General features: G+C 70.3%; 21 protein-coding genes and 1 pseudogene. 11 read left to right on the top strand and 11 right to left on the bottom strand.

Annotation, left to right across the window (positions count from 1 at the left end; translation table 11 throughout):
* Window positions 1–73 precede the first annotated feature (73 nt).
* The gene (locus V5E28_RS08145) at window positions 74–469 is read left to right on the top strand and encodes an SSI family serine proteinase inhibitor (RefSeq protein WP_336205788.1); all 396 of its coding nucleotides are present in this window, start codon (window positions 74–76) and stop codon (window positions 467–469) included.
* A gap of 33 nt (window positions 470–502) precedes the next feature.
* Here V5E28_RS08145 and V5E28_RS08150 read toward each other — a convergent pair whose 3' ends face one another.
* Together V5E28_RS08150 and dxs are read right to left on the bottom strand one after the other, a co-directional pair.
* A complete protein-coding gene (locus tag V5E28_RS08150) occupies window positions 503–1,978 on the bottom strand; it encodes an amino acid permease (RefSeq protein ID WP_336205789.1) in 1,476 nt (491 codons plus the stop codon).
* 43 nt (window positions 1,979–2,021) lie between these two features.
* Window positions 2,022–3,902, bottom strand: coding sequence for a 1-deoxy-D-xylulose-5-phosphate synthase (dxs, locus tag V5E28_RS08155; protein ID WP_336205874.1), 1,881 nt, complete (start codon window positions 3,900–3,902; stop codon window positions 2,022–2,024).
* A gap of 147 nt (window positions 3,903–4,049) precedes the next feature.
* Here dxs and V5E28_RS08160 point away from each other — a divergent pair, with 147 nt between their 5' ends.
* Both V5E28_RS08160 and V5E28_RS08165 read left to right on the top strand, forming a co-directional pair.
* The gene (locus V5E28_RS08160) at window positions 4,050–4,886 is read left to right on the top strand and encodes a neutral zinc metallopeptidase (RefSeq protein ID WP_336205790.1); all 837 of its coding nucleotides are present in this window, start codon (window positions 4,050–4,052) and stop codon (window positions 4,884–4,886) included.
* 177 nt (window positions 4,887–5,063) lie between these two features.
* The gene (locus V5E28_RS08165) at window positions 5,064–5,801 is read left to right on the top strand and encodes a neutral zinc metallopeptidase (protein WP_336205791.1); all 738 of its coding nucleotides are present in this window, start codon (window positions 5,064–5,066) and stop codon (window positions 5,799–5,801) included.
* A gap of 6 nt (window positions 5,802–5,807) precedes the next feature.
* Here V5E28_RS08165 and V5E28_RS08170 read toward each other — a convergent pair whose 3' ends face one another.
* The 4 genes from V5E28_RS08170 to V5E28_RS08185 form a co-directional block, all read right to left on the bottom strand.
* A complete protein-coding gene (locus V5E28_RS08170) occupies window positions 5,808–7,013 on the bottom strand; it encodes an ROK family transcriptional regulator (protein WP_336205792.1) in 1,206 nt (401 codons plus the stop codon).
* A gap of 35 nt (window positions 7,014–7,048) precedes the next feature.
* Window positions 7,049–8,311 carry a sugar ABC transporter permease gene (locus V5E28_RS08175; RefSeq protein ID WP_336205793.1) on the bottom strand — a complete coding sequence of 421 codons (1,263 nt, stop codon included), beginning with the start codon at window positions 8,309–8,311 and terminating at the stop codon, window positions 7,049–7,051.
* The gene (locus V5E28_RS08180; protein WP_336205794.1) at window positions 8,308–9,063 is read right to left on the bottom strand and encodes an ATP-binding cassette domain-containing protein; all 756 of its coding nucleotides are present in this window, start codon (window positions 9,061–9,063) and stop codon (window positions 8,308–8,310) included. Before V5E28_RS08180 ends, V5E28_RS08175 begins: the two co-directional genes overlap by 4 nt.
* A 64-nt stretch (window positions 9,064–9,127) precedes the next feature.
* Window positions 9,128–10,240: a sugar ABC transporter substrate-binding protein gene (locus tag V5E28_RS08185; RefSeq protein WP_336205795.1), complete on the bottom strand. Its 1,113-nt coding sequence runs from the start codon at window positions 10,238–10,240 to the stop codon at window positions 9,128–9,130.
* 342 nt (window positions 10,241–10,582) lie between these two features.
* Between V5E28_RS08185 and V5E28_RS08190 the strand changes: the two genes are divergently transcribed.
* Complete coding sequence (locus V5E28_RS08190) at window positions 10,583–10,960, top strand: hypothetical protein (protein ID WP_336205796.1); 378 nt, start codon at window positions 10,583–10,585, stop codon at window positions 10,958–10,960.
* Window positions 10,961–11,441: 481 nt separating this feature from the next.
* On the opposite strand, the gene V5E28_RS08195 is transcribed toward V5E28_RS08190, so the two are convergent.
* Window positions 11,442–12,131 carry a DUF899 domain-containing protein gene (locus tag V5E28_RS08195; protein ID WP_336205797.1) on the bottom strand — a complete coding sequence of 230 codons (690 nt, stop codon included), beginning with the start codon at window positions 12,129–12,131 and terminating at the stop codon, window positions 11,442–11,444.
* 744 nt (window positions 12,132–12,875) lie between these two features.
* On the opposite strand from V5E28_RS08195, the gene V5E28_RS08200 reads away from it, so the two are divergent.
* From V5E28_RS08200 to V5E28_RS49475, 4 genes and pseudogenes are all read left to right on the top strand, one after another.
* Entirely contained in the window at window positions 12,876–13,274 is a 399-nt protein-coding gene (locus tag V5E28_RS08200) for a DUF6069 family protein (RefSeq protein ID WP_336205798.1), read from the top strand.
* Between the two features lie 19 nt (window positions 13,275–13,293).
* The gene (locus V5E28_RS08205; RefSeq protein WP_336205799.1) at window positions 13,294–13,650 is read left to right on the top strand and encodes a YciI family protein; all 357 of its coding nucleotides are present in this window, start codon (window positions 13,294–13,296) and stop codon (window positions 13,648–13,650) included.
* A 6-nt stretch (window positions 13,651–13,656) separates the two neighbouring features.
* Window positions 13,657–15,357 (top strand): sigma-70 family RNA polymerase sigma factor, encoded by a 1,701-nt coding sequence (locus tag V5E28_RS08210; protein ID WP_336205800.1) that lies wholly within the window; start codon window positions 13,657–13,659, stop codon window positions 15,355–15,357.
* Window positions 15,358–15,660: 303 nt separating this feature from the next.
* Window positions 15,661–15,870, top strand: a pseudogene (locus V5E28_RS49475) (hypothetical protein); the annotation flags it as partial.
* Between the two features lie 161 nt (window positions 15,871–16,031).
* On the opposite strand, the gene V5E28_RS08215 reads toward V5E28_RS49475, so the two are convergent.
* Entirely contained in the window at window positions 16,032–16,730 is a 699-nt protein-coding gene (locus V5E28_RS08215) for a response regulator transcription factor (protein WP_336205801.1), read from the bottom strand.
* Window positions 16,727–17,929 (bottom strand): sensor histidine kinase, encoded by a 1,203-nt coding sequence (locus tag V5E28_RS08220; protein ID WP_336205802.1) that lies wholly within the window; start codon window positions 17,927–17,929, stop codon window positions 16,727–16,729. The genes V5E28_RS08215 and V5E28_RS08220 overlap by 4 nt, the downstream gene beginning before the upstream one ends.
* 322 nt (window positions 17,930–18,251) lie before the next feature.
* Between V5E28_RS08220 and V5E28_RS08225 the strand changes: the two genes are divergently transcribed.
* Both V5E28_RS08225 and V5E28_RS08230 read left to right on the top strand, forming a co-directional pair.
* On the top strand, window positions 18,252–18,962 hold the full coding sequence (locus V5E28_RS08225) for a hypothetical protein (RefSeq protein ID WP_336205803.1): 711 nt from the start codon (window positions 18,252–18,254) through the stop codon (window positions 18,960–18,962).
* A 356-nt stretch (window positions 18,963–19,318) separates the two neighbouring features.
* Window positions 19,319–20,488, top strand: a complete 1,170-nt coding sequence (locus V5E28_RS08230; RefSeq protein WP_336205804.1) for a DUF5685 family protein — start codon at window positions 19,319–19,321, stop codon at window positions 20,486–20,488.
* Window positions 20,489–20,501: 13 nt separating this feature from the next.
* On the opposite strand, the gene V5E28_RS08235 is transcribed toward V5E28_RS08230, so the two are convergent.
* Window positions 20,502–21,191, bottom strand: coding sequence for a sulfite exporter TauE/SafE family protein (locus V5E28_RS08235; RefSeq protein ID WP_336205805.1), 690 nt, complete (start codon window positions 21,189–21,191; stop codon window positions 20,502–20,504).
* Window positions 21,192–21,266: 75 nt separating this feature from the next.
* Here V5E28_RS08235 and V5E28_RS08240 point away from each other — a divergent pair, with 75 nt between their 5' ends.
* A complete protein-coding gene (locus V5E28_RS08240; protein ID WP_336205806.1) occupies window positions 21,267–22,070 on the top strand; it encodes a neutral zinc metallopeptidase in 804 nt (267 codons plus the stop codon).
* 195 nt (window positions 22,071–22,265) lie between these two features.
* Here the strand turns inward: V5E28_RS08240 and acnA are convergent, their stop codons facing one another.
* Window positions 22,266–25,040, bottom strand: coding sequence for an aconitate hydratase AcnA (gene acnA, locus V5E28_RS08245; protein WP_442945790.1), 2,775 nt, complete (start codon window positions 25,038–25,040; stop codon window positions 22,266–22,268).
* Window positions 25,041–25,126 lie beyond the last annotated feature (86 nt).

Below are 25,126 nucleotides of genomic sequence, written 5' to 3' on the forward strand. Positions count from 1 at the left end.
GCCTGGCGGGCCTCCTCAAGCGCCGTCACTCTCCGTCGTAGCGTGTGATGCCGTGCCACGGAGGGAGATGGTCATGATGAAGGTGGTCGCCGCGATCACGCTGTGCGGAGCCTTTCTGGTGACGGCTGCCGCGTCACCGGCGCTCGCCGAACGCGCGCCCAGGTCGACCCTGAGGATCGTGGTCGCGACGAAGGACGGTCCGACGAAGGCGGCCACGCTCATCTGTGGCCGCGACGCCCGCCAGGGAGGCGACCACCCGTCCCCGCGCGCGGCCTGCCGCCTGCTGCGTCAGGTCGACGGCGATCCGGCCAGGCTCAACGTGGTGCCCGACCCGGTGTGCACCCGGGAGCTGCGCCCGCACGCGGTGGTCGTGGCGGGCATGTGGCGGGGCAGGCCGGTCTCCTTCGGCCACGTCTACGGCAACGCCTGCCTGGTGAACGCCGCGGGCGGGGCGGTTTTCGCCCTCTGAGGGGGGTGGGCGCGCGTACGTGCCCACCCCCTGTCACGGCTTGACCGAGGTGGACCGGTAGCCGGCGATCGTGCTGTGGCGGTAGCCGTAGAAGAAGTACAGCACCGCGCCGATGAGCATCCAGATCACGAACCTCAGCCACGTCTCGACCGGCAGGTTGAGCATCAGGTAGAGGCAGGCCAGGACCGACACGACGGGCAGCACGGGCACCAGCGGCGCCTTGAACGCCCGGTGCAGGTCGGGGCGGGTGCGGCGGAGGATGATCACGCCGGCCGAGACCACCACGAACGCGAAGAGCGTGCCGATGTTCACCAGCTCGGCCAGGGCGCTCAGCGAGATGAGCCCGGCCAGCGCGGCCGAGACCGCGCCGACGATCGCGGTGAGGACGACCGGCGTGCCCGTCCTCTGGTTGACCTTGGCCAGCGGGCGCGGCAGGAGCCCGTCGCGGCACATGGCGAACAGCACCCGGGTCTGCCCGAGCATGAGGATCATCACCACGGTCGTCAGGCCGGCGATCGCGCCGATGCTGATCAGGGCGGCCGCCCAGTTCTGGCCGACCGAGGTGAACGCGTCGGCGAGCGGGGCGCTCGAACTCAGCTCGGTGTACTTCTGCATGCCGACCACGACCAGCGAGACCGCGACGTACAGGATCGTGCAGATCACCAGGGAGCCGATGATGCCGCGGGGCATGTCGCGCTGCGGCTCGATGGTCTCCTCCGCCGCGGTGGCGACGATGTCGAAGCCGATGAAGGCGAAGAACACGATCGCGGCGGCGGAGAAGATGCCCAGCACGCCGAACGCCACCGGGGTGATGCCGAACAGCACCTGGATGAGCGGCGCCGTGAGCCCCTCGTCCGACGGCAGGGGGGTCGACGGGGGGATGAACGGGGCGTAGTTGGCCGCGTTGATGAAGAACAGCCCCGCCACGATGACCAGCAGGATGACCGTGACCTTGATCGCGACGATGACCAGGTTGACCCGGGAGGAGATCTTGATGCCCGCGATCAGGATCGCGGTGAGGATCAGCACGATGATCATCGCGGGCAGGTTCACCACGGGGTCGTCGCCCGCCATCCACGCGGGCAGGTTGATGCCGATCGAGTTCAGCAGCGAGGCGAAGTAGCCGGACCAGCCGACCGCGACCACGGCGGCGGCCAGTGCCATCTCCAGCATCAGGTCCCAGCCGATGATCCAGGCGGGGAACTCGCCCAGCGTGGCGAAGGCGAAGGTGTAGGCGGAGCCCGCCACCGGGATGGTGGAGGCGAACTCCGCGTAGCACAGCGCCGCCAGCCCGCAGACGATCGCGGCCACGACGAAGGAGAGCGCCACGGCGGGACCGGCCAGCTCCTTGGCCACCTGCCCGGTGAGCACGAAGATGCCGGTGCCCACGATCACGCCGATGCCGAAGACGGTCAGGTCGACCGCCGTCAGGCGTTTGCGCAGCTGGTGCTCGGGGGCCTCGGTGTCGTGCATCGACTGCTCGACACTCTTGGTGCGAAAGATGTCCACCCTTTACGGCATGCCCGCGTCAGGGGTGATCATGCACCGTTTCCTACGGCCGGCTCACCACCTGGGAACTGCGCCTGGCGACCGCCTCGGTGATCTGGCGGGACAGGCCCTGGCCGGTGAGCCCGATCCGGCCGAGGATCACGGCGCGCTTGGCGTGGTCGAGGAACTCCTGCGGGATGCCGTAGGAGCGCACGGGCACGTCCACGTCGGCGTCGCGGAGCAGCCGGGAGACCGCGTCGCCGACCGCGCCGACCCGCCCGTTGTCCTCGACGACGGCGACCAGCTTGTGCGTCCTGGCGGCGTCGGCCAGCGCCTCGTCGAGCGGCTTGACCCAGCGGGGGTCGACCACCGTCGTCGAGATGCCCTGGGCGTCGAGCAGGACGGCGGCCTCCATGCAGACCTGCGCCATCGGGCCCACGCCGACCAGGAGCACGTCGGGCTCCTCGGTGCCGGGCTCCCGCAGCACGTCCATCTCGCCCAGCCTGCCGACCGCCTCGACGGCCTCGGCGACCGGGCCCTTGGGGAAGCGCAGCACGGTCGGCCCGTCGGAGACGGCCACCGCCTCGCCGAGCAGCTCGGTCAGGCGGTCCCCGTCACGCGGCACGGCGACCCTCAGGCCGGGCACCAGCTGCAGGATCGACAGGTCCCACATGCCGTTGTGGCTGGCGCCGTCGTCGCCGGTGACGCCCGCCCGGTCGAGCACCACGGTGACGGGCAGCCGGTGCAGCGCCACGTCCATGAGGAGCTGGTCGAAGGCGCGGTTGAGGAAGGTGGCGTAGACCGCCACGACCGGGTGCATGCCGCCGAGCGCCAGGCCGGCGGCGCTGGTCAGCGCGTGCTGCTCGGCGATGCCGACGTCGTAGATGCGCTCGGGGTAGGCCTCGGCGAAGGCGTTGAGCCCGGTCGGGTGGAGCATCGCCGCGGTGATCGCGACCAGGTCCTCGCGCTCCTTGCCGAGGCGGACGAGCTCCTCGCTGAACACGTTGGTCCAGATGCGGCCCTTGGGCTTCTCGGCGCCGGTGGCGCGGTCGAAGGCGCCGGGCGAGTGGAACTGGTCCTCGTCGTGGTTCTCGGCCGGGCTGTAGCCGCGGCCCTTCTGCGTGAGGGCGTGCACGATGACCGGGCCGCGGAAGTCGCGCGCCTTGCGCAGCGCCGCCTCCATGGCCTGCTCGTCGTGGCCGTCGATCGGGCCGACGTACTTCATGCCGAGGTCCTCGAACATGGCCTGCGGGGCGATGACGTCCTTGACACCCTTCTTGAGGCCGTGCAGGGCGTCGTAGAGGACGGGAACGTTCCCTAGCTTGCCCTTGACGTACTCGAGCATGTCCTCGTAGCGGCGGTCGACCCGCAGCGACGACAGGTGCGAGGCGAGGCCGCCGATCGTCGGCGAGTAGGAGCGGCCGTTGTCGTTGACCACGATGACGATCCGCAGGTCCTTGGCCGCGGCGATGTTGTTGAGCGCCTCCCAGGCCATGCCGCCGGTCAGCGCGCCGTCGCCGATCACCGCGACGACCGTGCGGTCGGTCTCGCCGCGCAGCTTGAAGGCCTTGGCCAGGCCGTCGGCGTAGGACAGCGCGGTCGAGGCGTGGGAGTTCTCCACCAGGTCGTGCTCGGACTCGGCCTGGCTCGGGTAGCCCGACAGGCCGCCCTCCTGCTTGAGCGCCTCGAAGCCCGCGGCCCGGCCGGTGAGCAGTTTGTGGACATACGCCTGGTGACCGGTGTCCCACACGACGGGGTCGCGCGGCGAGTCGAAGACGCGGTGCACCGCGATGGTCAGCTCGACCACGCCGAGGTTGGGCCCGAGGTGTCCCCCGAACCTGGCGCACGAGTCGACGAGCAGGTCGCGGACCTCACCCGCCAGCCGCGGCAGCTCCTCGACAGCGAGCCGTTTGACGTCTTGCGGTCCCTTTACCGAGCCCAGCAACCCGCTCACGGATCCGGCTCCCCTCTGCTCTTGTTCGCCGACGGGTCGAGTCTAGTTCGCGGACGCCACACTGACCCCATCGAGTGAAATCCGCCCACATTTGTCAGATCTTGACCTAGTCTCTACTTCACTATGAACACTCTCCCCATGAAGAAACTGACGTCTCTCCTGGCAGCCGGCGTGGTGCTCTCGCTGGCGGGTGTGGGAACGGCAGCGGCAGAGGCGAAGCCCGCCAAAGCCGAGCAGCAGGTCCAGTCGCAGGCACAGCAGCAGGTCGCTCCCCCGCGCGGCAAGGCGGCGGCGACGGCCAACCCGCTGTACAGGACCGGGCGGCTGGCGAACGCCAACTGCACGCCGGGAAGCCTGCCCAAGGGCAGCACGTCCGCGTACAAGCGCTTCCTCACGCGGGTGACCTACTGCCTGAACAAGTCCTGGGCCTCCCAGTTCCGCAAGGCCGGGCTCTCCTTCAGCAAGCCCAGGCTGCGGATCATCACCAAGAAGGTCAACACCCCCTGCGGTCGCTGGAGCTCGGGCGCCGACGGCGTCTACTGCTCCGCCAACCGGACGATGTACATGCTGATCACCAAGACCAACCTGCGTAACCCGTTCCCGCTGGGCATCACCCGCCTGATGGCCCACGAGTACGGCCACCACGTGCAGCAGGTGTCCGGCATCTGGAACTACTACTGGGGCGCCAGGGCCCGCGCGAGCCGGTCCACCCAGCTCCTGCTCTCGCGCCGGTCCGAGCTGCAGGCCGAGTGCTTCTCCGCGGTCTTCATGAACACGGTGCGCGACACCCTTCCGGTGACCTCGGAGGAGTGGAACTACACCGTGGACTGGTTCCGCAAGAACGGCCACAAGGCGTGGGCGCAGAACGACCACGGCAAGGGCCCCACGCAGGCCTTCTGGATGAGCCGCGGCTTCAACTCCGGCTCGGTCGGCTCCTGCAACACCTGGGCCGCCTCCTCCCGTCACGTCGCCTAGAACCTGTCCGCCCGTACCCGTCCGCTGAGCGCGGCCGCGCCACCCCGGCGCGGCCGCGTCCTGCTTCCCGGCTGCGACACCTGTCCGCATCGAAGCCAAGATTGCCCAAACAAACGACCATAAATTGGTCTAAGATCCGCGATCGTGCGTATTCCCCTTATAGCAGCGTCTATCTGCATGGTTGCGGGTCTGGCTCTATCTGGTACGGCTAGCGCCGAGACGAAGTCCGCGACCACGGGGCTGCCCGCCGTACTGACCAAGAACAAGATCTACCGGTCGGGCACCCCCTCCCCCCAGACGTGCGCGATACCCGAGATCCGCGCCGGCAGCGTCGCGTCCGTGAAGGTGTTCCACCGGGCGATGGCCAGATGCGCCAACCGCTTCTGGGCCACCCGGTTCAGGGCCGCCGGCCTGCGCTACAGCCCGCCGAAGCTCGCGATCACGACGGGCAGCGGCTCGGTCTGCGGCAGGATCACCACGAACGGCGCCCAGTACTGCCCCGTGCAGCGCACCATCGCCATCCGCATCATGAAGCGGGACCTGCGCGACCCGTTCAAGATGAACATCGCGCACTCCGTCGCCCACGAGTGGGGCCACCACGTGCAGGAGCTCACCGGCATCCTGGACGCGCAGAACACCCTCTACTGGCGCTCGGGCGGCAGCGCGCGCACCACGCTGAGCCACCGCCTGGAGATGCAGGCCGAATGCTTCGCCGGCGTCTTCTACCGGGCCACGCTCGACTCGGTCGACCCCGGGATCACCTGGGACCAGTGGATCGACGCGGTCCACCAGGCGGGCGAGAGCAAGATCCACGGCAAGCCGCGCAACCTCGCCTACTGGCAGGACCGCGGCTTCGACGGCGCCTCGGCCCGCTACTGCAACACCTGGACCGCCCCCAGGGGCAGGGTCGCCTAGCGGCGCCTACGTGCCGGCTCTGGCCAGCACCTCGAGCGGATCGGCGAGCACATGGGCGAAGGCCAGCTCGGCCGCGCCCACGAGCGTCGCGTCGTCGGCCAGAGCCGAGGTGCGCAGCCGCAGCTTCTCCCGCTGGGGCGCCATGGCGTGCATCGTCAGGCGGCTGCGCACCTGGGCCGCCGAGCCGAGGTAGATGTCCCTCAGGATGCCCCCGAAGATCACCATCTCCGGGTTGAAGATGTTGACCAGGTTGGCGACGCCCAGGCCGAGCCAGTCGCCGACCCTCTTGAGCGCCTTCTGCGCCACGATGTCACCCCGGTCGGCGGCCTCGACCACGGCCCGCACCGCGTCCCGGCCGTGCTGGTCGGCGCGGAACCCGCCCGCGGCCTCCAGCAGCGCCCGCTCCCCCACCTCGGCCTCCAGGCAGCCGTGCGAACCGCAGCCGCAGGCCCTGCCGCCCGGGTTGACCACCATGTGGCCCACCTCGCCGCCGTAGCCGTCGTGGCCGCCGAGCAGGTGGCCGCCCGCGATGATGCCGCCGCCGATGCCGACGTCGCCGTGCAGGTAGATGAGATCCTTGACGCCCGCGCCCACCCCCCGGCTGTGCTCGGCCAGCGCGGCCAGGTTGGCGTCGTTGCCCACGCTCACCGGCAGGCCGAGGCCGAGCCTGCGGCCCAGCTCCTCGCCGAACGGCTCGTCCTCCGTCAGCAGGTTGGGGCCGAACCTGATCACGCCGTCGCCCTTGCGCACCCCGCCGGAGACGGCCGCCGCGGCGCCCACGCAGACGGTGTCGTCCCTCGTCTTGCGGCGCATCTGCCGGGCGAACCCGGCCAGCGCGCCGGCCAGCTCGCCCAGCTGGAACGGGCCGCGCTGGCGCGCCATCTCCCGGCGGTCCAGGATGACGCCGCCCAGCCCGACCCGGGCCACCGCGAGCCGGTCCGGCCCCACGTCGAACGCGAAGACGTACACCCGCGACGACTCCGGGCGCACCACGAGTGAGGGCCGCCCGGCGCGGCCGGTCTCGCGCGGCAGCTCCTCGCGCACCAGCCCGGCCGCGGTGAGGTCCGAGGTGAGCGCCATGATGGTGCTGCGGTTCAGGCCCATCCTCGAGGTGAGCTCGGCGCGGGAGATCGGCCCGCCCAGGTGGACATGGCGCAACAGCGCGCCGAGGTTGTGGCGCCTGATGTCCTCCTGTGAGGGGCCGGCACGCATCGTCTGGTGTTCCTTATACGGGTGGAAGTCGCTGATCACCTTAGACCAGCGGCGGCCGCCCGTTTGCGCGCCAGCGCGTCCACACCCGCGGCGAGCAGCAGCACGCTCCCGGTGACCAGATACTTCACGCTCGCGCCGTACCCCATCAGGCCCATGCCGTTCTCGATCACCGCCACGACGGCGCCGCCGAGGATGGCGTCGAGCACCCGTCCCTTGCCGCCGAACAGGCTCGTGCCGCCGATGACGGCCGCGCCGACCGCGTACAGCAGCACCGAGCTGCCGCCCGTGTTCGGGTCGACCGAGCTCGCCCTGGACGCCGCGATGATGCCGCCGACCGCCGCCATCGAGGAGCAGATGACGAACGCGCTGACCTTGATCCTGTCGACGGCGATGCCGGCCCTGCGGGCCGCCTCGGCGTTGCCGCCGACCGCGTAGATGTGGCGCCCGAACGCGGTACGGCGCAGCACGAACGTCCACACCACGAGCAGCGCCAGGATCACCGGGATCACGATCGGCACCCCGGTCAGCGAGGTGATCAGGGCGTTGCGGCTGCGCTCCAGGTTGAGCACGTACACCGCGAGGCCGGCGATGACCGCCAGCGTGCCCACCCGGGCCGCGATCAGCGACATCGGGTCGGCGACCAGCCCGCGCTTGGCCCGGCCCCTGGCCCGCAGGAGCTGCACCGCCGCGTAGATCGCCACGCCCCCCGCGTACAGCGCCCAGCCGAGCCACGGCGGCAGGTTCCTGGTCGCGATCGCGACGACCACGTTGTCCCTGATCGAGATGTTCGTGCCCTCGTCCACCAGCAGCAGGACCAGCCCCTGGAAGGCGAGGAAGGCCGCCAGCGTGACCACGAACGACGGGATGCCGACCTTGGCCACCAGCGCGCCGAGCACGGTGCCGATGAGCACGCCGGTGAGTATCGCGGCCAGCACGCAGACGTACCACGGCAGGCCCATGTTGGTGAGCGTCACCGCGAGCACCGCGGCGCACACGCCGCTGGCGAACCCGGCGGACAGGTCGATCTCGCCGAGCAGCAGCACGAACACCAGGCCCATCGCGATCACCGTGACCGCGGCGCCCTGCGTGAAGAGGTTGGCGAAGTTGATCGCGGTGAGGAACGAGGGCCGGGCGATGGCGAAGACCGTGCAGAGCACGACCAGGCCGAGCACGGCGGGCAGCGCGCCCATGTCGCCACCGCGCACCCGCTCGACGTAGGCGCGCACGCTGCGCCCGATCGACGGCGCCTGCGTCGCGGCGACGATCGCCTCGCCGGGAAGTTCTTTGACCTTGTTCATTGCACGATCCCCAGGTCTCCGCTACGGCCGGATGTGATCAGTTCGACGACCTGCGCGTGAGTCACGTCGGCCGTCCTGACCTGGGCGGCCATTCTTCCGAGGTAGAGCGCCGCGATCCGGTCGGAGACGGCGAAAACGTCGTTCATGTTGTGCGAGATGAGCACCACGGCGAGGCCCTTGTCGGCCAGCCTGCGCACCAGTTCGAGCACCTGGGCGGTCTGGGCGACGCCGAGCGCGGCGGTCGGCTCGTCGAGGATGACGACCTTGCTGTTCCACAGCACGGCCTTGGCGATGGCGACCGTCTGCCGCTGCCCGCCGGACAGGCTGGAGACCTGCTGCCTGATCGACTTCACGGTCCGCACGGACAGGCCGCTGAGCGTCTGCTCGGCCATCTCCTCCATCGAGGCCTCGTCGAGCACCAGGCCCCTGCGGCGTTCCCGGCCGAGGAACATGTTCTGGACGATGTCCAGGTTGTCGCAGAGCGCCAGGTCCTGGTAGACGATCTCGATGCCGAGCACGCCCGCGTCGCGGGGGCCGTGCACCTGGACCGGACGCCCGTCGAAGAGCATCTCGCCCGAATCGATGGGATAAATACCGCCGACGCACTTGACCAGCGTCGACTTGCCGGCGCCGTTGTCGCCGACCAGCGCGGTCACCTCGCCCGCGTACGCGGAGAAGGCGACGTCGTGCAGGACCTGCACGGGGCCGAAGCTCTTGTCGATCCCGCGCACTTCGAGCAGGGGGGTCGTCATGGGTCTCCCTCGGGACGGATACGGCCCGCGCCCGGAGCGCGGACCGCACCCTGTGCCGGTTGTTCTACTGGATTCCTGCTTCCGTGCACTTGTCGGCGAAGTCGCCGGTGCACAGCTCTTCCTTGGTGACGTAACCGTCCGCGACCACGTCCTTGACGTTGTCGAAGTAGATGGCCTGCGGGTCCAGCAGCTCCGCCGGGACGTCCTGACCCGTCTCGGAGTCCTTGACGCTGCCACTGGCGGCGGGCTTCTCACCCTTGGCCAGCGCGACCGCGAGCTTGGCGGCGGCGTCGGCCTCCTTCTTGACCGCCTTGTAGACGGTCATGCACTGGTCGCCCGCCAGGATGTTCTGCAGGCCCTGCACCGTGGCGTCCTGCCCGGTGACCGGCACCTTGCCGTTGAGGTTGTTCTTCTTCAGCACGGTGATGGCGGCGTTGCCGAGGCCGTCGTTGGCGGCCAGCACGCCGGCGATCTTCGGCTCGCTGGTGAGCATCTGCTCGAAGAGCGTGCCCGCCTGGGTGTTGTCCCAGTCGGGAACGGACTGCTCCGGCCCCTTGACGTAGGAGCCGTCGTCGAACTTGGGCTTGAGCACGCCGTCGTAGCCGGCCTTGAACAGCGTCGCGTTGTTGTCCGTCGGCGAGCCGTTGAGGTAGGCGACGATCGGCTTTTCGGCCTTCTTGTCGCCCAGGCACTTGCTCAGGCCCTCACCCTGCAGGGTGCCGACCTTGGTGTTGTCGAAGCTGACGTAGTAGGCGGCGCCGCCGCCCAGCGTGAGCCGGTCGTAGTCGATGGTGGCCACGCCCTGGGACTTGGCCTTGTCGATGACGGTCTTGCCGGTGCCGCTGTCCAGGTTGACGATCATCAGCACGGTCGCGCCGTTGGTGATCATCTGGTCGGCGATGGTCTGGAACGCGGTCTTGTCGTTCTGCGCGTTCTGGATGTCGGACTCCACACCCGCGGCCTTGAAGGCCTCTTCCAGGAACTTGCGGTCCGCCGTCTCCCAGCGGGCCGACGACTTGCTGTCGGGCAGGATGACGCCGATCTTGCCGACCTTCTGGGAAGCGGCAGGGGCCGAGGAGGTCGTGGTGGTGGTCTGGCCGCCGTCGCCCCCGCAGGCGGTTAGACCAAGAGCGAGCGCGGCCGCCGAGGCGGTCAGGCTGAGGATCCCCTTGCGCATATGCAGGGTCCTTTCTTCCGGAGGGGCCCGGATGAATGTTGTTTGCGGCAACGTATTCCGGTACCGCCTGCTTTGGAAGACCCTCCGCAGGGGGAGTTTGTTGTTCCGGGTAACAATCCAGAAACGCCCCCTCAACCTCCCCGACACCATGGCTGATGAGGCTGTGAGCGTTAGATGGCCCCTGAGCGCGACAGATGGCCCATTTGGGAGCGGTAGTTGGCCCACGTGTCCGCCAGGCAAGGAAGCCCCCGCCGCACCCCGCCGTGCAGGGCCTTGGAGGGTCGTTTCCCAGGAAGCCCATCGGGACACCTGTTGCCACCGAAACCCCGGTAGCGTCAGGCCATGCCCGCCTTTGCGATCGCAGGCCTGATCCTGCTCGCCATACTCGCCGTCGGCCAGATCGCCCTTGCCGCCGGAGCACCCCTGGGCCGCTTCGCCTGGGGCGGCCAGCACGACGTGCTGCCTCGAAACCTGCGGATCGGGAGCGTGGTCGCGGTCCCGATCTACGCTGTGTTCGCGCTGTTCCTGCTGAGCAAAGCCGGCCTGGTGTCGATCATCGGCGAGCCGCTGTTGACGATCGGCATGTGGGTGATCGTGGTTTACCTGGTGCTGAATTCCGTGCTGAACCTGTTGTCGCGCAGCAAGTTCGAGCGCTTGGTGATGACGCCGGTCGCGCTGGTGATGGGGGCGGTGTTCCTGGCGGTGACGTTGACCGCGTAGCAGCGGGCACGCCGGCGCGGTGTCGACGTTCGAGCCACTCCGCAACGTGCGACATCGTTCGGGCGGCTCCGATTGCCTTCGCCGACCGGTCGCCCGCCTGGGCAGCGCTTGTTCAGATTCATGAGTGGTTGGTTGGTGGCTGATGCCCAGGATCGGAAGGGCTCGTGCGGGTTCGGCGCCGGTTGCCCTGGTGGTCTTGGCGGTGTTGGTCGCGCCGAGGGATTTCAGGGTGCCAAGGCGAGGTTTCTGAAGGCGGCCATGGCACGGGGAGCGGTCCCGGCATGGCCCGGCGACGCCGCCTCCATCGCCGCCCTGACGGCCGCCTGTCACCCGCTCGATCAATACCATCGCCGGCGGGATCGGCCGCCTGCACGACGCCCAGACCACAGACCCCGACCGCAAGCTCGGCACCCTGCGCCCGCACGACGCCCGTCACACCTTCGTGTTCGAGACCTGTCCCCGCCCTGACGTGCGTTAGCCCCTAGGCGGTGTCCGGGCCGTACAGCGCGGCGATGTCCTTGGCGGAGGCCCACCGGCTATAGGTGGGCGACTGCGGCCAGCCGTCGGGCGAGTCCTGCCACTCCTCCTGCCGCCCGTACGGCAGCAGGTCGATCAGCGGGAAGGTGTGGCTGAGCTGCTCGGTGCCCCGGCCGTCGGTGTGCCAGGTGCGATAGACGGTGTCGCCATCGCGCAGGAACACGTTGACGGCGAAGCCTCCGCCGGTCGGTGCGCCGACGTCGGTGCCGAACGGGCTGTTCGCGGTGGAATACCAGGCCATCTTGTTCCCGACCCGCCGCTTGTAGGCGAGTGCCTCGTCGATCGGGCCCTGGGTGACGATGACGAACCGGGCATCGTAGTCGTCCAGGAACTCCAGCCGGGTGAACTGCGAGGTGAACCCCGTGCAGCCCGGGCACTGCCACTCCTTGCCCGGGAACCACATGTGGTTGTAGACGATCAGCTGCCTCCTGCCTTCGAAGACGTCCGCCAGCCGGGCCGGTCCGGCCTCGCCCTCGAGGGTGTAGTCCGGCATCCTCACCATGGGCAGGCGGCGGCGCTGGGCGGCGATGGCGTCGAGTTCCCGGGTCGCGGCCTTCTCCCGGGCACGCAGTGCTTCGAGCTGGCGCTGCCAGGTGTCGGCGTCGACGACGGGCGGTAGTGCGTTTGTGCTCATGGTCCCTCACTGATCATGTGCGCAGCTTGCGGTGTGCAGGTGTAGACCTGGCCCGGTCGTCGAACTCATCGGTGGCCGGCCAATCCGTTCGATAAGACCACGGGACGAGAGCGCGGGCCTGACCCCGACACGAGGACGGCGTACGGGTGGTGCCGCTGCCGGGGTGACGCTGCAGTTCGTCGCCGATCGGACCGGCGGCTGTCTCCGGGTGTTGCACGCCGTGGACCAGGCCGCCCACGACCTGTACGCCGCCCGGCAGATCTACGACGACGGGGACCGCCCCCAGCGGCGATCAGGCGCTACACCGAGGCGAAGCTCGCGCCGCGGCGGGCCGACCGGGAGCATCCTGTCAAGCTCCCCGCGAAACACCTGCGCGACAAGCCCATCGGGCACGACCACCCGCCGCCCGCACGACACCGCCAGCAGGTGGGCCGGCGATCACCGCGCCCACCACTCGAGGCTCCACCATCCGGGCTGCACAACGGGCGGTACGCGAGACCGCGTCGGAGATGCGGGCCAAGCACGACGACCTGCCCACCGGCCGGCTGCTGCTGGTGTCGGCATCAGGATCCAGCGAGGCCGCGATCGTCAGGGCGCTCGCTACGAGTAGACCTTGTCGCCTCGGACGCGGTCGGGGAGAGTACGTCTTCTGACTTTCTGCGGGGGTGTCGAATGGCGTCGAGCCCGTTCGTAGCCAAGGTGAGAGGCCGGCAACGGGCCGGTCGCCACTCACCGGAGGCCACAATGTCCGTCACCACCACCGCCGCTCCCGCGCAGCCACTGGTCACCGGCGGCCTGAACGCCGCGGCCGTCGCCGCCGCGGCGACCGCGACCGTCGCCGCGGCGGGTGAGTTCGCCGGGATCAGCCTCGTTGTCGGCGGCACGCCGATCCCGGTGTTCGGGTTCGCCGTGCTGACCTTCATCTTCTCCGTGGTGGGCCTGGTGCTGGCCCTGGTGCTGGCCCGCTCGGCCCGCCGTCCGCGCACGGCTTTCGTCCGCACCACGATCGCGCTCACCGCGTTGTCACTGGTACCGGATGTGCTCGCGGACGCGTCCGCGACCACGAAGGTGCTGCTGATGCTGACGCATGTGGTCGCCGCCGCGATCGTGATCCCGGCCGTCGCCCGCCGTCTGTCCGCCTGATCCTTCGAAGGAGTTCGCCATGAAGAAGTACCTGCTCGCCGTCCAGTTCGACGAAAGCGCGCCGGTGCTGTCCGAAGAGGACATGCAGGAGCAGATGGCCCGGACGGCCAAGGTCACCGCCGAGATGCAGTCCGCCGGTTCGTGGGTGTTCGTCGGCGGCCTGCTGCCCTCGCCCGCCACCACGGTGGTCCGTCCCGGCAACGGCGTGACCACGATGACCGACGGCCCGTTCGCCGAGACGAAGGAGCAGCTCGGCGGGTTCTGGGTGATCCTGTGCGACGACCTCGACCAGGCGCTGTCCTGGGCCGAGAAGTGCGCGCTGGCCTGCGGGTCCCCGATCGAAGTGCGCCCGTTCGAAGACGCGCAGTGGAAATGAGCACGGATGGATCTGGACAGCGTCTATCGGGCGGAGTACGGCCGGTGCGTGGCCACGCTGACGCGCCTCCTCGGTGACATCGGGCTCGCCGAGGAGGCCGTGCAGGACGCCTTCGCGGTGGCCGTCCAGAAGTGGGACGAGGCGCCGCCCAATCCCGGCGCGTGGATCGTGACCACCGCCCGCAACCGGGCGATCGACCGCCTGCGCCGGGAATCCACCCGCGAGGCCCGCCACGCGCAGGCGCTGCTCCTGCACCAACCCGACGAGCCAGAGGAGGTGGGACCGGTGCGCGACGACCAGCTCCGCATGATCTTCACCTGCTGCCACCCGGCCCTGTCGCCGCTCGCGCAGACCGCGCTCACCCTGCGCCTGCTCGGCGGGCTGGAGGTCGCGGAGATCGCGCGGGCCTACCTGGTGCCGGAGGCGACCGTCTCCCAGCGGATCGTCCGCGCGAAGAAGAAGATCCGCGACGCCGGCATCCCCTACCGGGTGCCCGGCGCCGCCGAACTCCCCGATCGGCTGACATCGGTACTCACCGTGCTCTACCTGGTCTTCAACGAGGGATACACCTCGACTTCCGGGGAGCTGCTGCGGACGGACCTGTGCCTGGAGGCGGTTCGCCTGGCGAGGGCGCTCGCCGAGCTGATGCCCGACGAGCCGGAGGTGATCGGGCTGCTGGCGCTGCTCCTGCTCACCGAGGCCCGGCGGCCGGCGCGGGTGGGGCCTTCGGGTGAGCTGGTGGTGCTCGCGGAGCAGGACCGGTCGTTGTGGAACCGGGAGCTGATCGCCGAGGGGCACGAGCTGGTGCGGCGGTGTCTGCGCCGTGCTCAGCCGGGGCCGTACCAGTTGCAGGCCGCGATCAACGCCGTGCACACGGACGGGCCGGCGACCGACTGGGCGCAGGTGCTGGCGCTCTACGACCAACTGTTGCAGCACGCCCCGACCCCGATCGTCGCGCTCAACCGCGCGGTCGCCGTCGCCGAGGTGCACGGGCCGGCGCCGGCGCTGGCCACCATCGATGAGCTGGATCTGCCGGGCTACCACCTGCTGCCCGCCACCCGCGCGGACCTGCTCACCCGCCTCGGCCGTACCGCCGATGCCGTCGCCGCCTACGACGAGGCGATCACCCTGGCCACCAACGACACCGAACGAACCTTCCTGCGGACGCGACGGGCGCGCCTGGGGCGGGAGGCCCGAGATGAGATGACAAGGAGCGTGCACACCGTGGACCGGGAGAACGTGAGCGCCACCCTGACTGTCGCCGTGCCCGCCGCGAGAGTGTTCGCGGTGCTGGCGGACCCGACGACCCATTCTGCGATCGACGGCACCGTCACCGGCCGGGTTCAGGAAGCTGTCGACCGGGCGCCGCTGACCGAGGTGGGGCAGATTTTCCGGATGAACATGTATCACCCCGACCATCCACACGGTGACTACCAGGTGGCCAACAAGGTCCAGGTGCTCGACCCGCCGCGCGCCATCGGCTGGCTGACGGGGGAGGAGAAGGGCGACGGTCGCCTGGAGTTCGGCGGCTGGATCTGGCGTTACGACCTGGCGCCGCTAGGTCCGTCCGCGACTGAGGTCACGCTCACCTACGACTGGTCGGCGGTGCCGCAGCGCATCCGGGAGTACCTCCAGTTCCCGCCGTTCGGCCCTGAGCATCTCACCGACTCGCTGCACCACCTGGCCGAGCTTGTCTCCGGTAGGTGATGTAGACGACCATCAGTACGACATCCTGCCCCCCGTAGGGGGAAGAGAGGCCGGATGATCAACCATTCCGGTCCATGCGGTACGAGACCGCCGCCCGATCCAGTGAGGTCCTCGCCCTGGACACCGAGGACCTGGACCGCCGCGACCGGCGCACCAAGGTCACCCGCAGAGGATCAGCGGCCGACGTCTACCCCGACTCCGGCCGGGCCCGCGTGTCCTACCGCCGCGCCGAAGAGACCTTCAACGATCTGACCGAGCCGCCGGCCCACCCCGACCTCACCGCCCCCCGGCTGGACCCCGCACGACCTACGGCACTCCGCCCTCACCCACGCCGCCGAGAACGGCGCCAACACCGGCACCCTGCTCGCCTTCTCCGGCGACGCCTCCGTCGCGTCCCTGGCCCGATACACCCGCGTCTCCCCCGACGCCCTCACCCGACGCCCTCACCCGATGCCCTCATCCGACGCCCTCGCCCGACGGCAAGCCCGCCGCGCCCCACGCCGGCGCCGCTGATCCTTCATCCGCATCCGAACCCTGGATGGCGGTAACTCCGTCAGCACCAGCCGCTGACGGCACTGGCCGCCCGGTTGCTGCTCAGGGTCTACACCGTCATGATCGGCGATTTACGGGTAATAGATCATCAGGACGGGTGACCGGTGCCGCCCGACTCGAGATCACAATGAGGGCGGGTTGGCGACGAGGCCGCCTTCGTAGGCTGCGATGACGAGCTGGGCTCGGTCCCGGGCGTGCAGTTTGGCCAGGAGGCGGCCGATGTGGGTCTTGACCGTGCCGACGGTGAGGTGAAGGTGCTCCGCGATCTCGGAGTTGGACATTCCCTTGCCGATGAGGGCGAGCACGTCGTGCTCGCGCTGGGTGATGTTGTCGAGGTCTCGCCGGGCCGGGGCGGAATGGGGGCGTCGCAGGAAGTCGGTGATGAGCCGACGGGTGACGGTGGGCGCGAGCAGTGCCTCGCCGGAGGCGACGACCCGGATGGCGGCCAGGAGCTCGGTCGCCGTCGCGCTCTTGACGAGGAATCCGCTGGCGCCGGCCCTGAGCGACGCGTACACGTATTCGTCCTGATCGAACGTGGTGAGGATCAGTACGTGGATGCCGACACCGGCCGGATCGGCGCATATACGCCTGGTCGCCTCGATGCCGTCCATGTCCGGCATCCGCACGTCCATGAGGACGACGTCCGGTCGCTGCCGGCGGGCCAGGAGCACGGCTTCGGCTCCGGTGCCCGCCTCGCCCACGGTGACCATCCCCGGTGTGGTGTCGATGAGGACTTTGAAGCTGTCGCGGACCAGGACCTGGTCCTCTGCGAGCAGGACCCGGATGGGCGGCGGATCGTGCGGGGCGGCATCGGTGATCATGTAAGGGTGCCGTCCGGGTCGTAGGGCAGTCGAGCCGCCACGCGAAAGCCTCCTGCGAGCCTGGATCCCGCGCTGAACGTGCCTCCGTACATCTTGGCCCGTTCGCGCATGCCGATCAGGCCGTGTCCGCCGTGACCCGCACGCGGCGGCCGGCCGTGGCGCGGGCCGTCGTCGACGACCTCGATCATGGCCGCCCGCCCGTCGATGTCCACGGAGACCGAGCAACGGGTGGGCCCCGCGTGAGTGATGACGTTGGTCAGGGCCTGTTGCACGATCCGGTACACCGACACGGCGACCGCGGGAGGGAGCGCGGCCCCCTCGCGGACGGTCAGGTCCACCTCGACCCCGGCCGAGCGGGCGCCGGCAGCCAGCTCGGGCAGGTCCGCCAGGCCTGGCACAGGCAGATCGGCCTGATGCGGATCGCCGTCGGACCGCAGGAGGCCGAGCACCCGGTGGATCTCGGCGAGCGTGCTTCGGCTGGTCTGCTCGATGACGGCCAGCGCGGCGCGCACCTCCTGCGGGCGAGCGTCGGCGACATGGTTGGCCACGGTGGCCTTGACGGCGATCAGGCTCATGCTGTGGCCGATCACATCATGCAGTTCGCGGGCTATGTGCCTGCGCTCGTCGGCCACCGCGGTCTCGGCGAGGTGATGGACGAGGCGAGCGGTCGTGTCCCGCTTCCAGCGCACGGCCGTCCCGACGGTCCAGCCGACGGCCAGGAGCACACAGATCGCCCCGATCTCGATCGGCCAGTAGGGAGGCAGCTCACTGGGCGTAGCCGCGGGCGCGAGGCCGGGGAACACCTGGGCGTAGAAGACCAGAACCGCGGCCGCCGCCGCGAACGCGCACGCCGCCAAGCCCGCGACCGACCATCCGACCGAGGTGGCGGTCGCGGCCACCAGGTACAGCGCGAGCACGGTCGGCACGAACGACAGCCAGATCACGCCCGCCGCGACGGCACCTGCCACGGTCGCCAGCACGCCCGCGGCACACGACAGCCCGAGCATGGCCCGCGGCCAGAGCCGCCGGACCGCGACCGGAAAGCCCACGACCGCCGCCACCGGCCAAGCAGACCAGGTCGGCCACCACGACGACGGCCCCGGCGGGTCGACGATGGCGTATCCGACGATCAGCGCCACGACGACCGCCGCCGCCGCGTCGGCAGCGCCCCTTCCGCCGAGTCGCCGAGCCCACTTCATGACGGGACGCTATCGCCTCACCAGATCCCCCGGCATCTGCCCACGGTAGGACATCCGCATCCGCCTGGGGTCGTACCCCCGGCTCGCGCGGGCCGCGCCAAGATGCGACCCCAGCCAGACGCGCCCCCGTCGCACCGCGCAGCACCATGCTGATGCGCCCGGCATACCGAGCTGAGACGCGCCGACACCGACAAGATGGGCCGAACGCATGGATGTTGAGCTTCGCGGGCGAATCACCCGATGGCGACGGGCGGACGCGGACCGGCGTGCCGCGAACGCCGCGGCCAACCTGGGCCGGCAACCCCCGTTTCCGGGACGATGGGTGAACGGCGTCGCGCTGATCTGCGGCCCCGCCCTGCTCATGACCGGGATTCTCCTGCGCTCCCAGTTCCACTTCTTCTTCCCTGACCAGCTCGCCGCCTACACCCGGCACCCCGGCCTCATCACCGCCGCCTACGCCTGCTTCGCCTGCGGCAACATCCTGCTGTGGCCGGCGGTCACGACGCTGGCGCAACGGATCGCCGCCACCAGCCCGCTATGGGGACTGTGGGGCGGCTGCCTGGTGATCGTCGGCCTGTTCACCCGGACCTTCCAGTTCGGCACCGATCACCTGGCCTTTCACCTGACCGACAGCCTCGGCCTGCAGTCGATGATCACCGGTATCGACGCCTACTACCTGGCATGGCGCGACACGTCCTGGCATCCGTTCAGGACGCTCTCCGGAACCGTCTTCTTCGGCTGGGTCGTGCTGGCCATCGGCGCCTACCGCTCCGGCGCCCTGGGACTGGGCCGCTCGATCGCGCTCGGCCTGATGACGCTGCTCGCGCTCGGGACGCTCAAAGGCACCCAGATCCCGCAGTCCATCATCGCCGCAGGCGGACTCTGCGCCGCCTTCATCCCCCTGGGCATCGCCCTGCTGCGCAGCGGCCCACCTCCGAGCAGACGCGCCATGCTCTGGCTCGTCGTCCTCATCGGATGGCTCGCCCTCGGCGCGGCCTTCGGCTCCACCTTGGCACCGTTCACGCGGGGCTGAGGACGACCCGGAACCCACAACCTCCGCACGTCATCGAAGCGCCGCTGAGATCGTCAGGCGAGGTCGAGCACCGCCCTGCCGTGCAGGCGGCGCTCGACGAGGGCGCTCAGCCGTGCGGGAACTTCCACGCGCACGTCGACAGGCGCGGGCAACGATCCGCGCTCGTCTCTCGCCCCAAGGCGAGCAGCGCTTCACGACAGGGCGTGTGGCAGGACTTCGTAATGTGTGGCGGGCACGGGCGGATCGGGGTTGAGGCCGTCCAGCCGCAGGCGCGGGGCCCTGCCGGACTCGTATGCGCGCGCCCTCCGGCCCCCCGGTGCTACGGTTGGCTCGGTAATACGCACATAAGGGGACGTATGTTCGGCATTGTCCGCCCGTGTCGGCACGTCATGTGCGCCGGGCTCTACGCGGACTGGATGGGCCACCTGTGCGGGCTCTGTCTGGCGCTCCGCGACGAGCACGGACACCTGTCCCGCCTGGTGACCAACTACGACGGCCTGATCGTGTCCGTTCTCACCGAGGCCCAGTCCCCCGCGTCCGCGCCGCGCCGGCGGGCCGGCGCGTGCGCGCTGCGCGGCTTCAAGGGCGCTGACGTGGTGCAGGCCGAAGGGGTACGGCTGGCGGCCTCGGTGTCGCTGCTCCTGGCGGCAGGCAAGGTGCGCGACCACGTGGCCGACGGGGACGGCGTGTACGCCCGCCGCCCGGTGGCCGCCGGCGCCACCCGCCTGGCGGGCCGCTGGTCCTCGGCCGGCACCGCCATGGCCGGCACGCTGGGGTTCGACCCCACTCCGCTGACGACCGCGGCCGACCGCCAGGCCCTCCTGGAACGCGCCCAGGGCAGCGCCGCGGCGCCCGGACTGCGGGAGTTGACGAGGCCCACCGAGGACGCCGTGGCCGCCGCGTTCGCGCACACCGCGGTGCTCGCGGGCAGGCCGCACAACCAGGAGGCACTGGAGGCGGCGGGGCGCGGGTTCGGGAGGCTGGCACACCTGATCGACGCGGTGGAGGACCTGGCCGACGACCGGGCGTCCGGGGCGTACAACCCGCTGGCGGCCACCGGCACCGGCCTGGACGAGGCGCGCCGCCACTGCGACGCCGCGCACGCCGAATTACGCGCCGCCGTGGACGGGCTGGACCTGCCGCGCCCCGGCCTGACGCGCGCCCTGCTCGTGCGGGAGACCGGCACCGCCGTCTCCAGGGCCTTCGCGACCGCCGGGACGCACGGCGCCGGCCACCCGCCCGGCCACGCACCCGGTCACGCGCCCGGCGATCCCGGCGCGCCGCCGGAGGGACGGCCGCCGAAGCGGGATCCCGGCGGGCTGCTGTCATTCGCGTGCGCCGCGCTGACCTGCTGCACGTGCGGCCTGTACCGGCCCGAGTGGGACGAGGACCGCGCCGGGTCGTGCTGCCAGCGCTTCGACTGCTCCGGCTGCGACTGCTGCGGCAACTGCTCCAACTGCGGTTCCTGCTGCTCGGGCGAGGGCGGCTGTTGCTGCGACGGCTGCGGCTGCGACTGCAACTGCTGACCACGGCGGGGAGTCACGTCAGCAGGGTCTGGGCGATGAGCACGGTGGCCGACACCGAGGCGACGGCCAGGATCGCGACGCGGAGCTTGCCCTGGTCGAGATGGCGGCGCAGCGGCCCGGACACCAGGAAACCGATGACCATCGGCACCACGAGCACGGCCCCGGTGGTCAGCGCCCTGCCCGGCAGGTGGTCCACGAGGGCCAGGATGCCGAGCGACTGGGCCGCGCTGAGGAAGAAGAACATCGCCAGCGTCGCCCTGATCTGCGGCCCCTTGGCCGTCTGGTACACCAGCGCGATCGGCGGCCCGCCGATCCCGGTCGCGGTGCCGGTCACGCCCGAGACGAAACCCGCCGCGGTGACCGTCGCCCCGTTGCGGGGCACGCTGAGCGCCCGGGCGGTGAGCCCCACGGCGGCCAGCACCATGACGCCCACGAAGACGCTCAGCGTCTGGACCGACAGGTAGACGACGATGACCGCGCCGACGGCGCTGCCCGGCAGCCGTCCCAGGACCGCGAAGCCGAGACCGCGCCAGTCCACCCTCCGCCATTCGGCGGCCAGTGTGAACAGCGGCAGCGTCATGTTGACCACCTGGATCGCGCCCGGCATGATCCCCGGGTCCAGCAGCGTGAGCACCGGCGCGGCGATCAGGCCGAGCCCGAAGCCCACGCTTCCCTGGACCACCGCCCCCAGGAAAACCGCCACACTGCCAACAATCAGGATAAATGCCACGTCAGTCACGGGGGAGAGTCAATCATCCGTGCCCTAGGCTGCCTGATCGTGGCTCACCTTCTGCCCGCAGCCAACCGGGCCGCCGACAGGGTCGCCGCCGGCTCCGTACGGGTCGCGGTCCTGGTGACGGCATGCGCCGTCGCCCTCTCCCCCGGTGTCGCGCGGGCCGCGCCGCACCCGGGCCCGCTGGCGCAGACCGGCAGGCTGGCGGCCACGGCGTGCCCGGAGCCGCCGATCAGCCAGGGCGGCATCCCGCGGACGCGGGAGTACCTCATGGCCATGGTGAAGTGTCTGGATAAATCGTGGTCTGCGCACTTCGCCCGTGCCGGGCTGGCCTTCCGCGAGCCCTCCGTGCGCTACTACGACCAGCCCGAGCGGCGCGTGTGCGGGCTCGACTGGCCACAGGAGGCCGACGCCTTCTACTGCACCGAGCGGGCCACGGTGGTGTTCCCCCTGACAGGCCTCTGGATCGAGGACCGTACGGACCTGTATCCCCTCAAGGTGGCCGCCCACGAGTACGGCCACCACCTGCAGAGCCTGACCGGCGTCAGGAAGCACTACGAGACCCGCCTCCGTGCCGAGCCGGCGCGCCGGGCCGAGCTGGGGCGCCGCTACGAACTGCAGGCCGACTGCCTGTCAGGGGTGTTCCTGGGCTCCGTGTGGCGCTCGCTGGCCCGTACGGACCGCGACCGGGAGGCACTGCTGGACGCCACCCGCGCCGGCGGCGACGAGGGCGACCGGCGCAGCCACGGCAAGGGCGGCAACCGGGCCCACTGGCTCAAGCGCGGCCTCCAGGCCCAGGCGCCACGTGCGTGCGACACCTGGTCGGCTCCCGCCTCCCGCGTGGCCTGACCGCCTCCGAAGCCTGGACGCATGGAAGAGCCGCCCGGTGATGGGTGCGTCACCGGGCGGCTCTCCTCGGATCGGGTGGTCCCCCGATGCGGGCGCGTGAAGATCACGCCCCTGCCGGCCGCCCGGAGGCGGCCGTCCCCCGCGGCCCGTGCCCCGGCTCATGACCGGGACGCGGGCGCGGGACGTGCGGTAGGGCTACTTGACGAGCAGCGAGCGCAGCACGTACTGCATGATGCCGCCGTGCCGGTAGTAGTCGGCCTCGCCCGGGGTGTCGATGCGGAGCACCGCGTCGAACTCGACGTCCCCGGCCTTGACGTGCACCGTCCTCGGGACGCCGCCCTCGTTGAGCGCCTCGACGCCGGTGATCTCGAACGCCTCCTCGCCCGTCAGCCCGAGCGACTCGGCCGTGGCCCCCTCGGGGAACTGCAGCGGCAGCACGCCCATGCCGATCAGGTTGGAACGGTGGATGCGCTCGTAGGATTCGGCGATGACGGCGCGGACGCCGAGCAGCGCGGTGCCCTTGGCAGCCCAGTCGCGCGAGGAGCCGGAGCCGTACTCCTTGCCGGCCAGCACGACCAGCGGCGTGCCCGCGGCGGCGTAGTTGACCGAGGCGTCGTAGATGAACGACACGGGGGCGTCGGGCTGGGTGAAGTCGCGGGTGTAGCCGCCTTCGGTGCCGGGCGCGATCTGGTTGCGCAGGCGGATGTTGGCGAACGTGCCGCGGATCATCACCTCGTGGTTGCCGCGCCGGGAGCCGTAGGAGTTGAAGTCCTTGACCTCGACGCCGTGCTCGCGCAGGTATTCGGCGGCAGGGGTGCCGACCTTGATGGAGCCCGCGGGCGAGATGTGGTCGGTGGTGACCGAGTCGCCGACCTTGACCAGCACCCGGGCGCCGGAGATGTCGGTGACGGGCTCCGGCTCCGGCGGCATGCCCTCGAAGTAGGGGGCCTTGCGGACATAGGTGGAGTCGGGGTCCCACTCGAAGGTGTCACCGGTCGGGATCGGCAGCGAGCGCCAGTGGTCGTCGCCCTTGAACACGTCGGCGTAGTCACGCTCGAACATGTCGCGGCCGATGGAGGAGTTGACCACCTCGGAGATCTCCTCCGGCGCGGGCCAGAGGTCCCTGAGGAAGACCGGCTCGCCGTCGCTCCCGGTCCCGAGGGGCTCGTTCTCGAAGTCGATGTCCATGGTCCCGGCCAGCGCGTAGGCGACCACGAGCGGCGGGGAGGCCAGGTAGTTCATCTTGACGTCGGGGTTGATGCGGCCCTCGAAGTTGCGGTTGCCCGACAGCACGGCGGTGATCGCCAGGTCGTTGGCCTGGACCGCCTCGGAGATCTCCGGGAGCAGCGGGCCCGAGTTGCCGATGCAGGTGGTGCAGCCGTAGCCGACGAGGTTGAAGCCGATCTTGTCGAGGTACGGCTGGAGGCCGGAGCGCTCGAAGTAACCCGTGACGACCTGCGAGCCCGGCGCCAGCGAGGTCTTGACCCATGGCTTGCGGTTGAGGCCCTTGTCGACGGCGTTGCGCGCCAGGAGCGCCGCGCCGAGCATGACGTACGGGTTGGAGGTGTTGGTGCACGAGGTGATCGCGGCGATGGAGACGATGCCGTGGTCGATCTCGAAGGAGGTGCCGTCGGCCAGCGTGACCGGCACCTTCTTGTGCGGGCGCGCGCCGTTGAGCGCGGCGGCGTGCGGCTTGTCGCCGTTGCCGTCGTGGCTGATCGCCGGGGAGTCGGAGGCGGGGAAGGACTCTTCGGACGCCTCGTCGGTCGGGCCCATGACGGCCGGGGCGTAGTCCTTGACCGCGGCGCGCCAGGCGCTCTTGGCGTCGGAGAGCGCGATGCGGTCCTGCGGGCGCTTGGGGCCGGCGATGGACGGCACGACGGTGCCGAGGTCGAGCTCGATGTACTCGGAGAACACCGGCTCGGGCGCGGACGGGTCGAGCCAGAGGCCCTGGGCCTTGGCGTAGGCCTCGACGAGCGCGGTCTGCTCCTCGGAGCGGCCGGTCAGGCGCAGGTAGTCGATGGTCTGGCCGTCGATCGGGAAGATCGCGCAGGTGGAGCCGAACTCGGGGCTCATGTTGCCGATCGTGGCCCGGTCGGCCAGCGGCACGGACGAGACGCCCTCGCCGTAGAACTCGACGAACTTGCCCACCACGCCGTGCTTGCGCAGGATCTCGGTGATCGTCAGCACCAGGTCGGTGGCGGTGGCCCCGGCGGGCAGCTTGCCGCTGAGCTTGAAGCCGACGACGCGCGGGATCAGCATGGAGATCGGCTGGCCGAGCATCGCGGCCTCGGCCTCGATGCCGCCGACGCCCCAGCCGAGCACGCCGATGCCGTTCTCCATCGTGGTGTGGGAGTCGGTGCCGACGCAGGTGTCGGGGTAGGCCTTGCCGTCGCGGGTCATCACGACCCGGGCCAGGTGCTCGATGTTGACCTGGTGGACGATGCCGGTGCCGGGCGGGACGACCTTGAACTCGTCGAAGGCGGTCTGGCCCCAGCGCAGGAACTGGTAGCGCTCGTGGTTGCGCTCATACTCGCGCTCGACGTTGCGCTGGAAGGCGTCGGGGTGGCCGAAGAAGTCGACGATGACCGAGTGGTCGATGACCATCTCGGCCGGGGCCAGCGGGTTGATGCGGGCCGGGTCGCCGCCCAGGTCGCGGACGGCCTCGCGCATGGTGGCGAGGTCGACCACGCAGGGGACGCCGGTGAAGTCCTGCATGATGACGCGAGCGGGGGTGAACTGGATCTCCACGCTGGGCGCCGCCTCGGGGTCCCAGCCGCCGACCGCGCGGATGTGGTCGGCGGTGATGTTGGCGCCGTCCTCGGTGCGGAGGAGGTTCTCCAGCAGGATTTTCAGGCTGTACGGGAGGCGGGTAGCACCCTCGACGGCGTCCAGCCGGAAAATCTCATATGCCGCGTCGCCGACGCGTAGCGTGTCACGGCTGCCGAAGCTGTTCGCGGACACGGTGATTCGCCTCCTCCATAGACAGTTGCTAGTTGAATCCTGCCGCACCACGGAAGCGATCAGCACGTTAGGTGACCCTAAGTCCAGGCCGC

Source organism: Nonomuraea sp. LPB2021202275-12-8 (assembly GCF_037044575.1).
Classification (GTDB): Bacteria; Actinomycetota; Actinomycetes; order Streptosporangiales; family Streptosporangiaceae; genus Nonomuraea.

Bases quoted from the DNA above. Each gene is read 5' to 3' on its own strand.
- V5E28_RS08145 (WP_336205788.1), top strand. From the start codon at position 74: ATGATGAAGGTGGTCGCCGCGATCACGCTGTGCGGAGCCTTTCTGGTG.
- V5E28_RS08160 (WP_336205790.1), top strand. From the start codon at position 4,050: ATGAAGAAACTGACGTCTCTCCTGGCAGCCGGCGTGGTGCTCTCGCTG.
- V5E28_RS08165 (WP_336205791.1), top strand. From the start codon at position 5,064: ATGGTTGCGGGTCTGGCTCTATCTGGTACGGCTAGCGCCGAGACGAAG.
- V5E28_RS08170 (WP_336205792.1), bottom strand. From the start codon at position 7,013: ATGCGTGCCGGCCCCTCACAGGAGGACATCAGGCGCCACAACCTCGGC.
- V5E28_RS08175 (WP_336205793.1), bottom strand. From the start codon at position 8,311: ATGAACAAGGTCAAAGAACTTCCCGGCGAGGCGATCGTCGCCGCGACG.
- V5E28_RS08180 (WP_336205794.1), bottom strand. From the start codon at position 9,063: ATGACGACCCCCCTGCTCGAAGTGCGCGGGATCGACAAGAGCTTCGGC.
- V5E28_RS08185 (WP_336205795.1), bottom strand. From the start codon at position 10,240: ATGCGCAAGGGGATCCTCAGCCTGACCGCCTCGGCGGCCGCGCTCGCT.
- V5E28_RS08190 (WP_336205796.1), top strand. From the start codon at position 10,583: ATGCCCGCCTTTGCGATCGCAGGCCTGATCCTGCTCGCCATACTCGCC.
- V5E28_RS08195 (WP_336205797.1), bottom strand. From the start codon at position 12,131: ATGAGCACAAACGCACTACCGCCCGTCGTCGACGCCGACACCTGGCAG.
- V5E28_RS08200 (WP_336205798.1), top strand. From the start codon at position 12,876: ATGTCCGTCACCACCACCGCCGCTCCCGCGCAGCCACTGGTCACCGGC.
- V5E28_RS08205 (WP_336205799.1), top strand. From the start codon at position 13,294: ATGAAGAAGTACCTGCTCGCCGTCCAGTTCGACGAAAGCGCGCCGGTG.
- V5E28_RS08210 (WP_336205800.1), top strand. From the start codon at position 13,657: ATGGATCTGGACAGCGTCTATCGGGCGGAGTACGGCCGGTGCGTGGCC.
- V5E28_RS08215 (WP_336205801.1), bottom strand. From the start codon at position 16,730: ATGATCACCGATGCCGCCCCGCACGATCCGCCGCCCATCCGGGTCCTG.
- V5E28_RS08220 (WP_336205802.1), bottom strand. From the start codon at position 17,929: ATGAAGTGGGCTCGGCGACTCGGCGGAAGGGGCGCTGCCGACGCGGCG.
- V5E28_RS08230 (WP_336205804.1), top strand. From the start codon at position 19,319: ATGTTCGGCATTGTCCGCCCGTGTCGGCACGTCATGTGCGCCGGGCTC.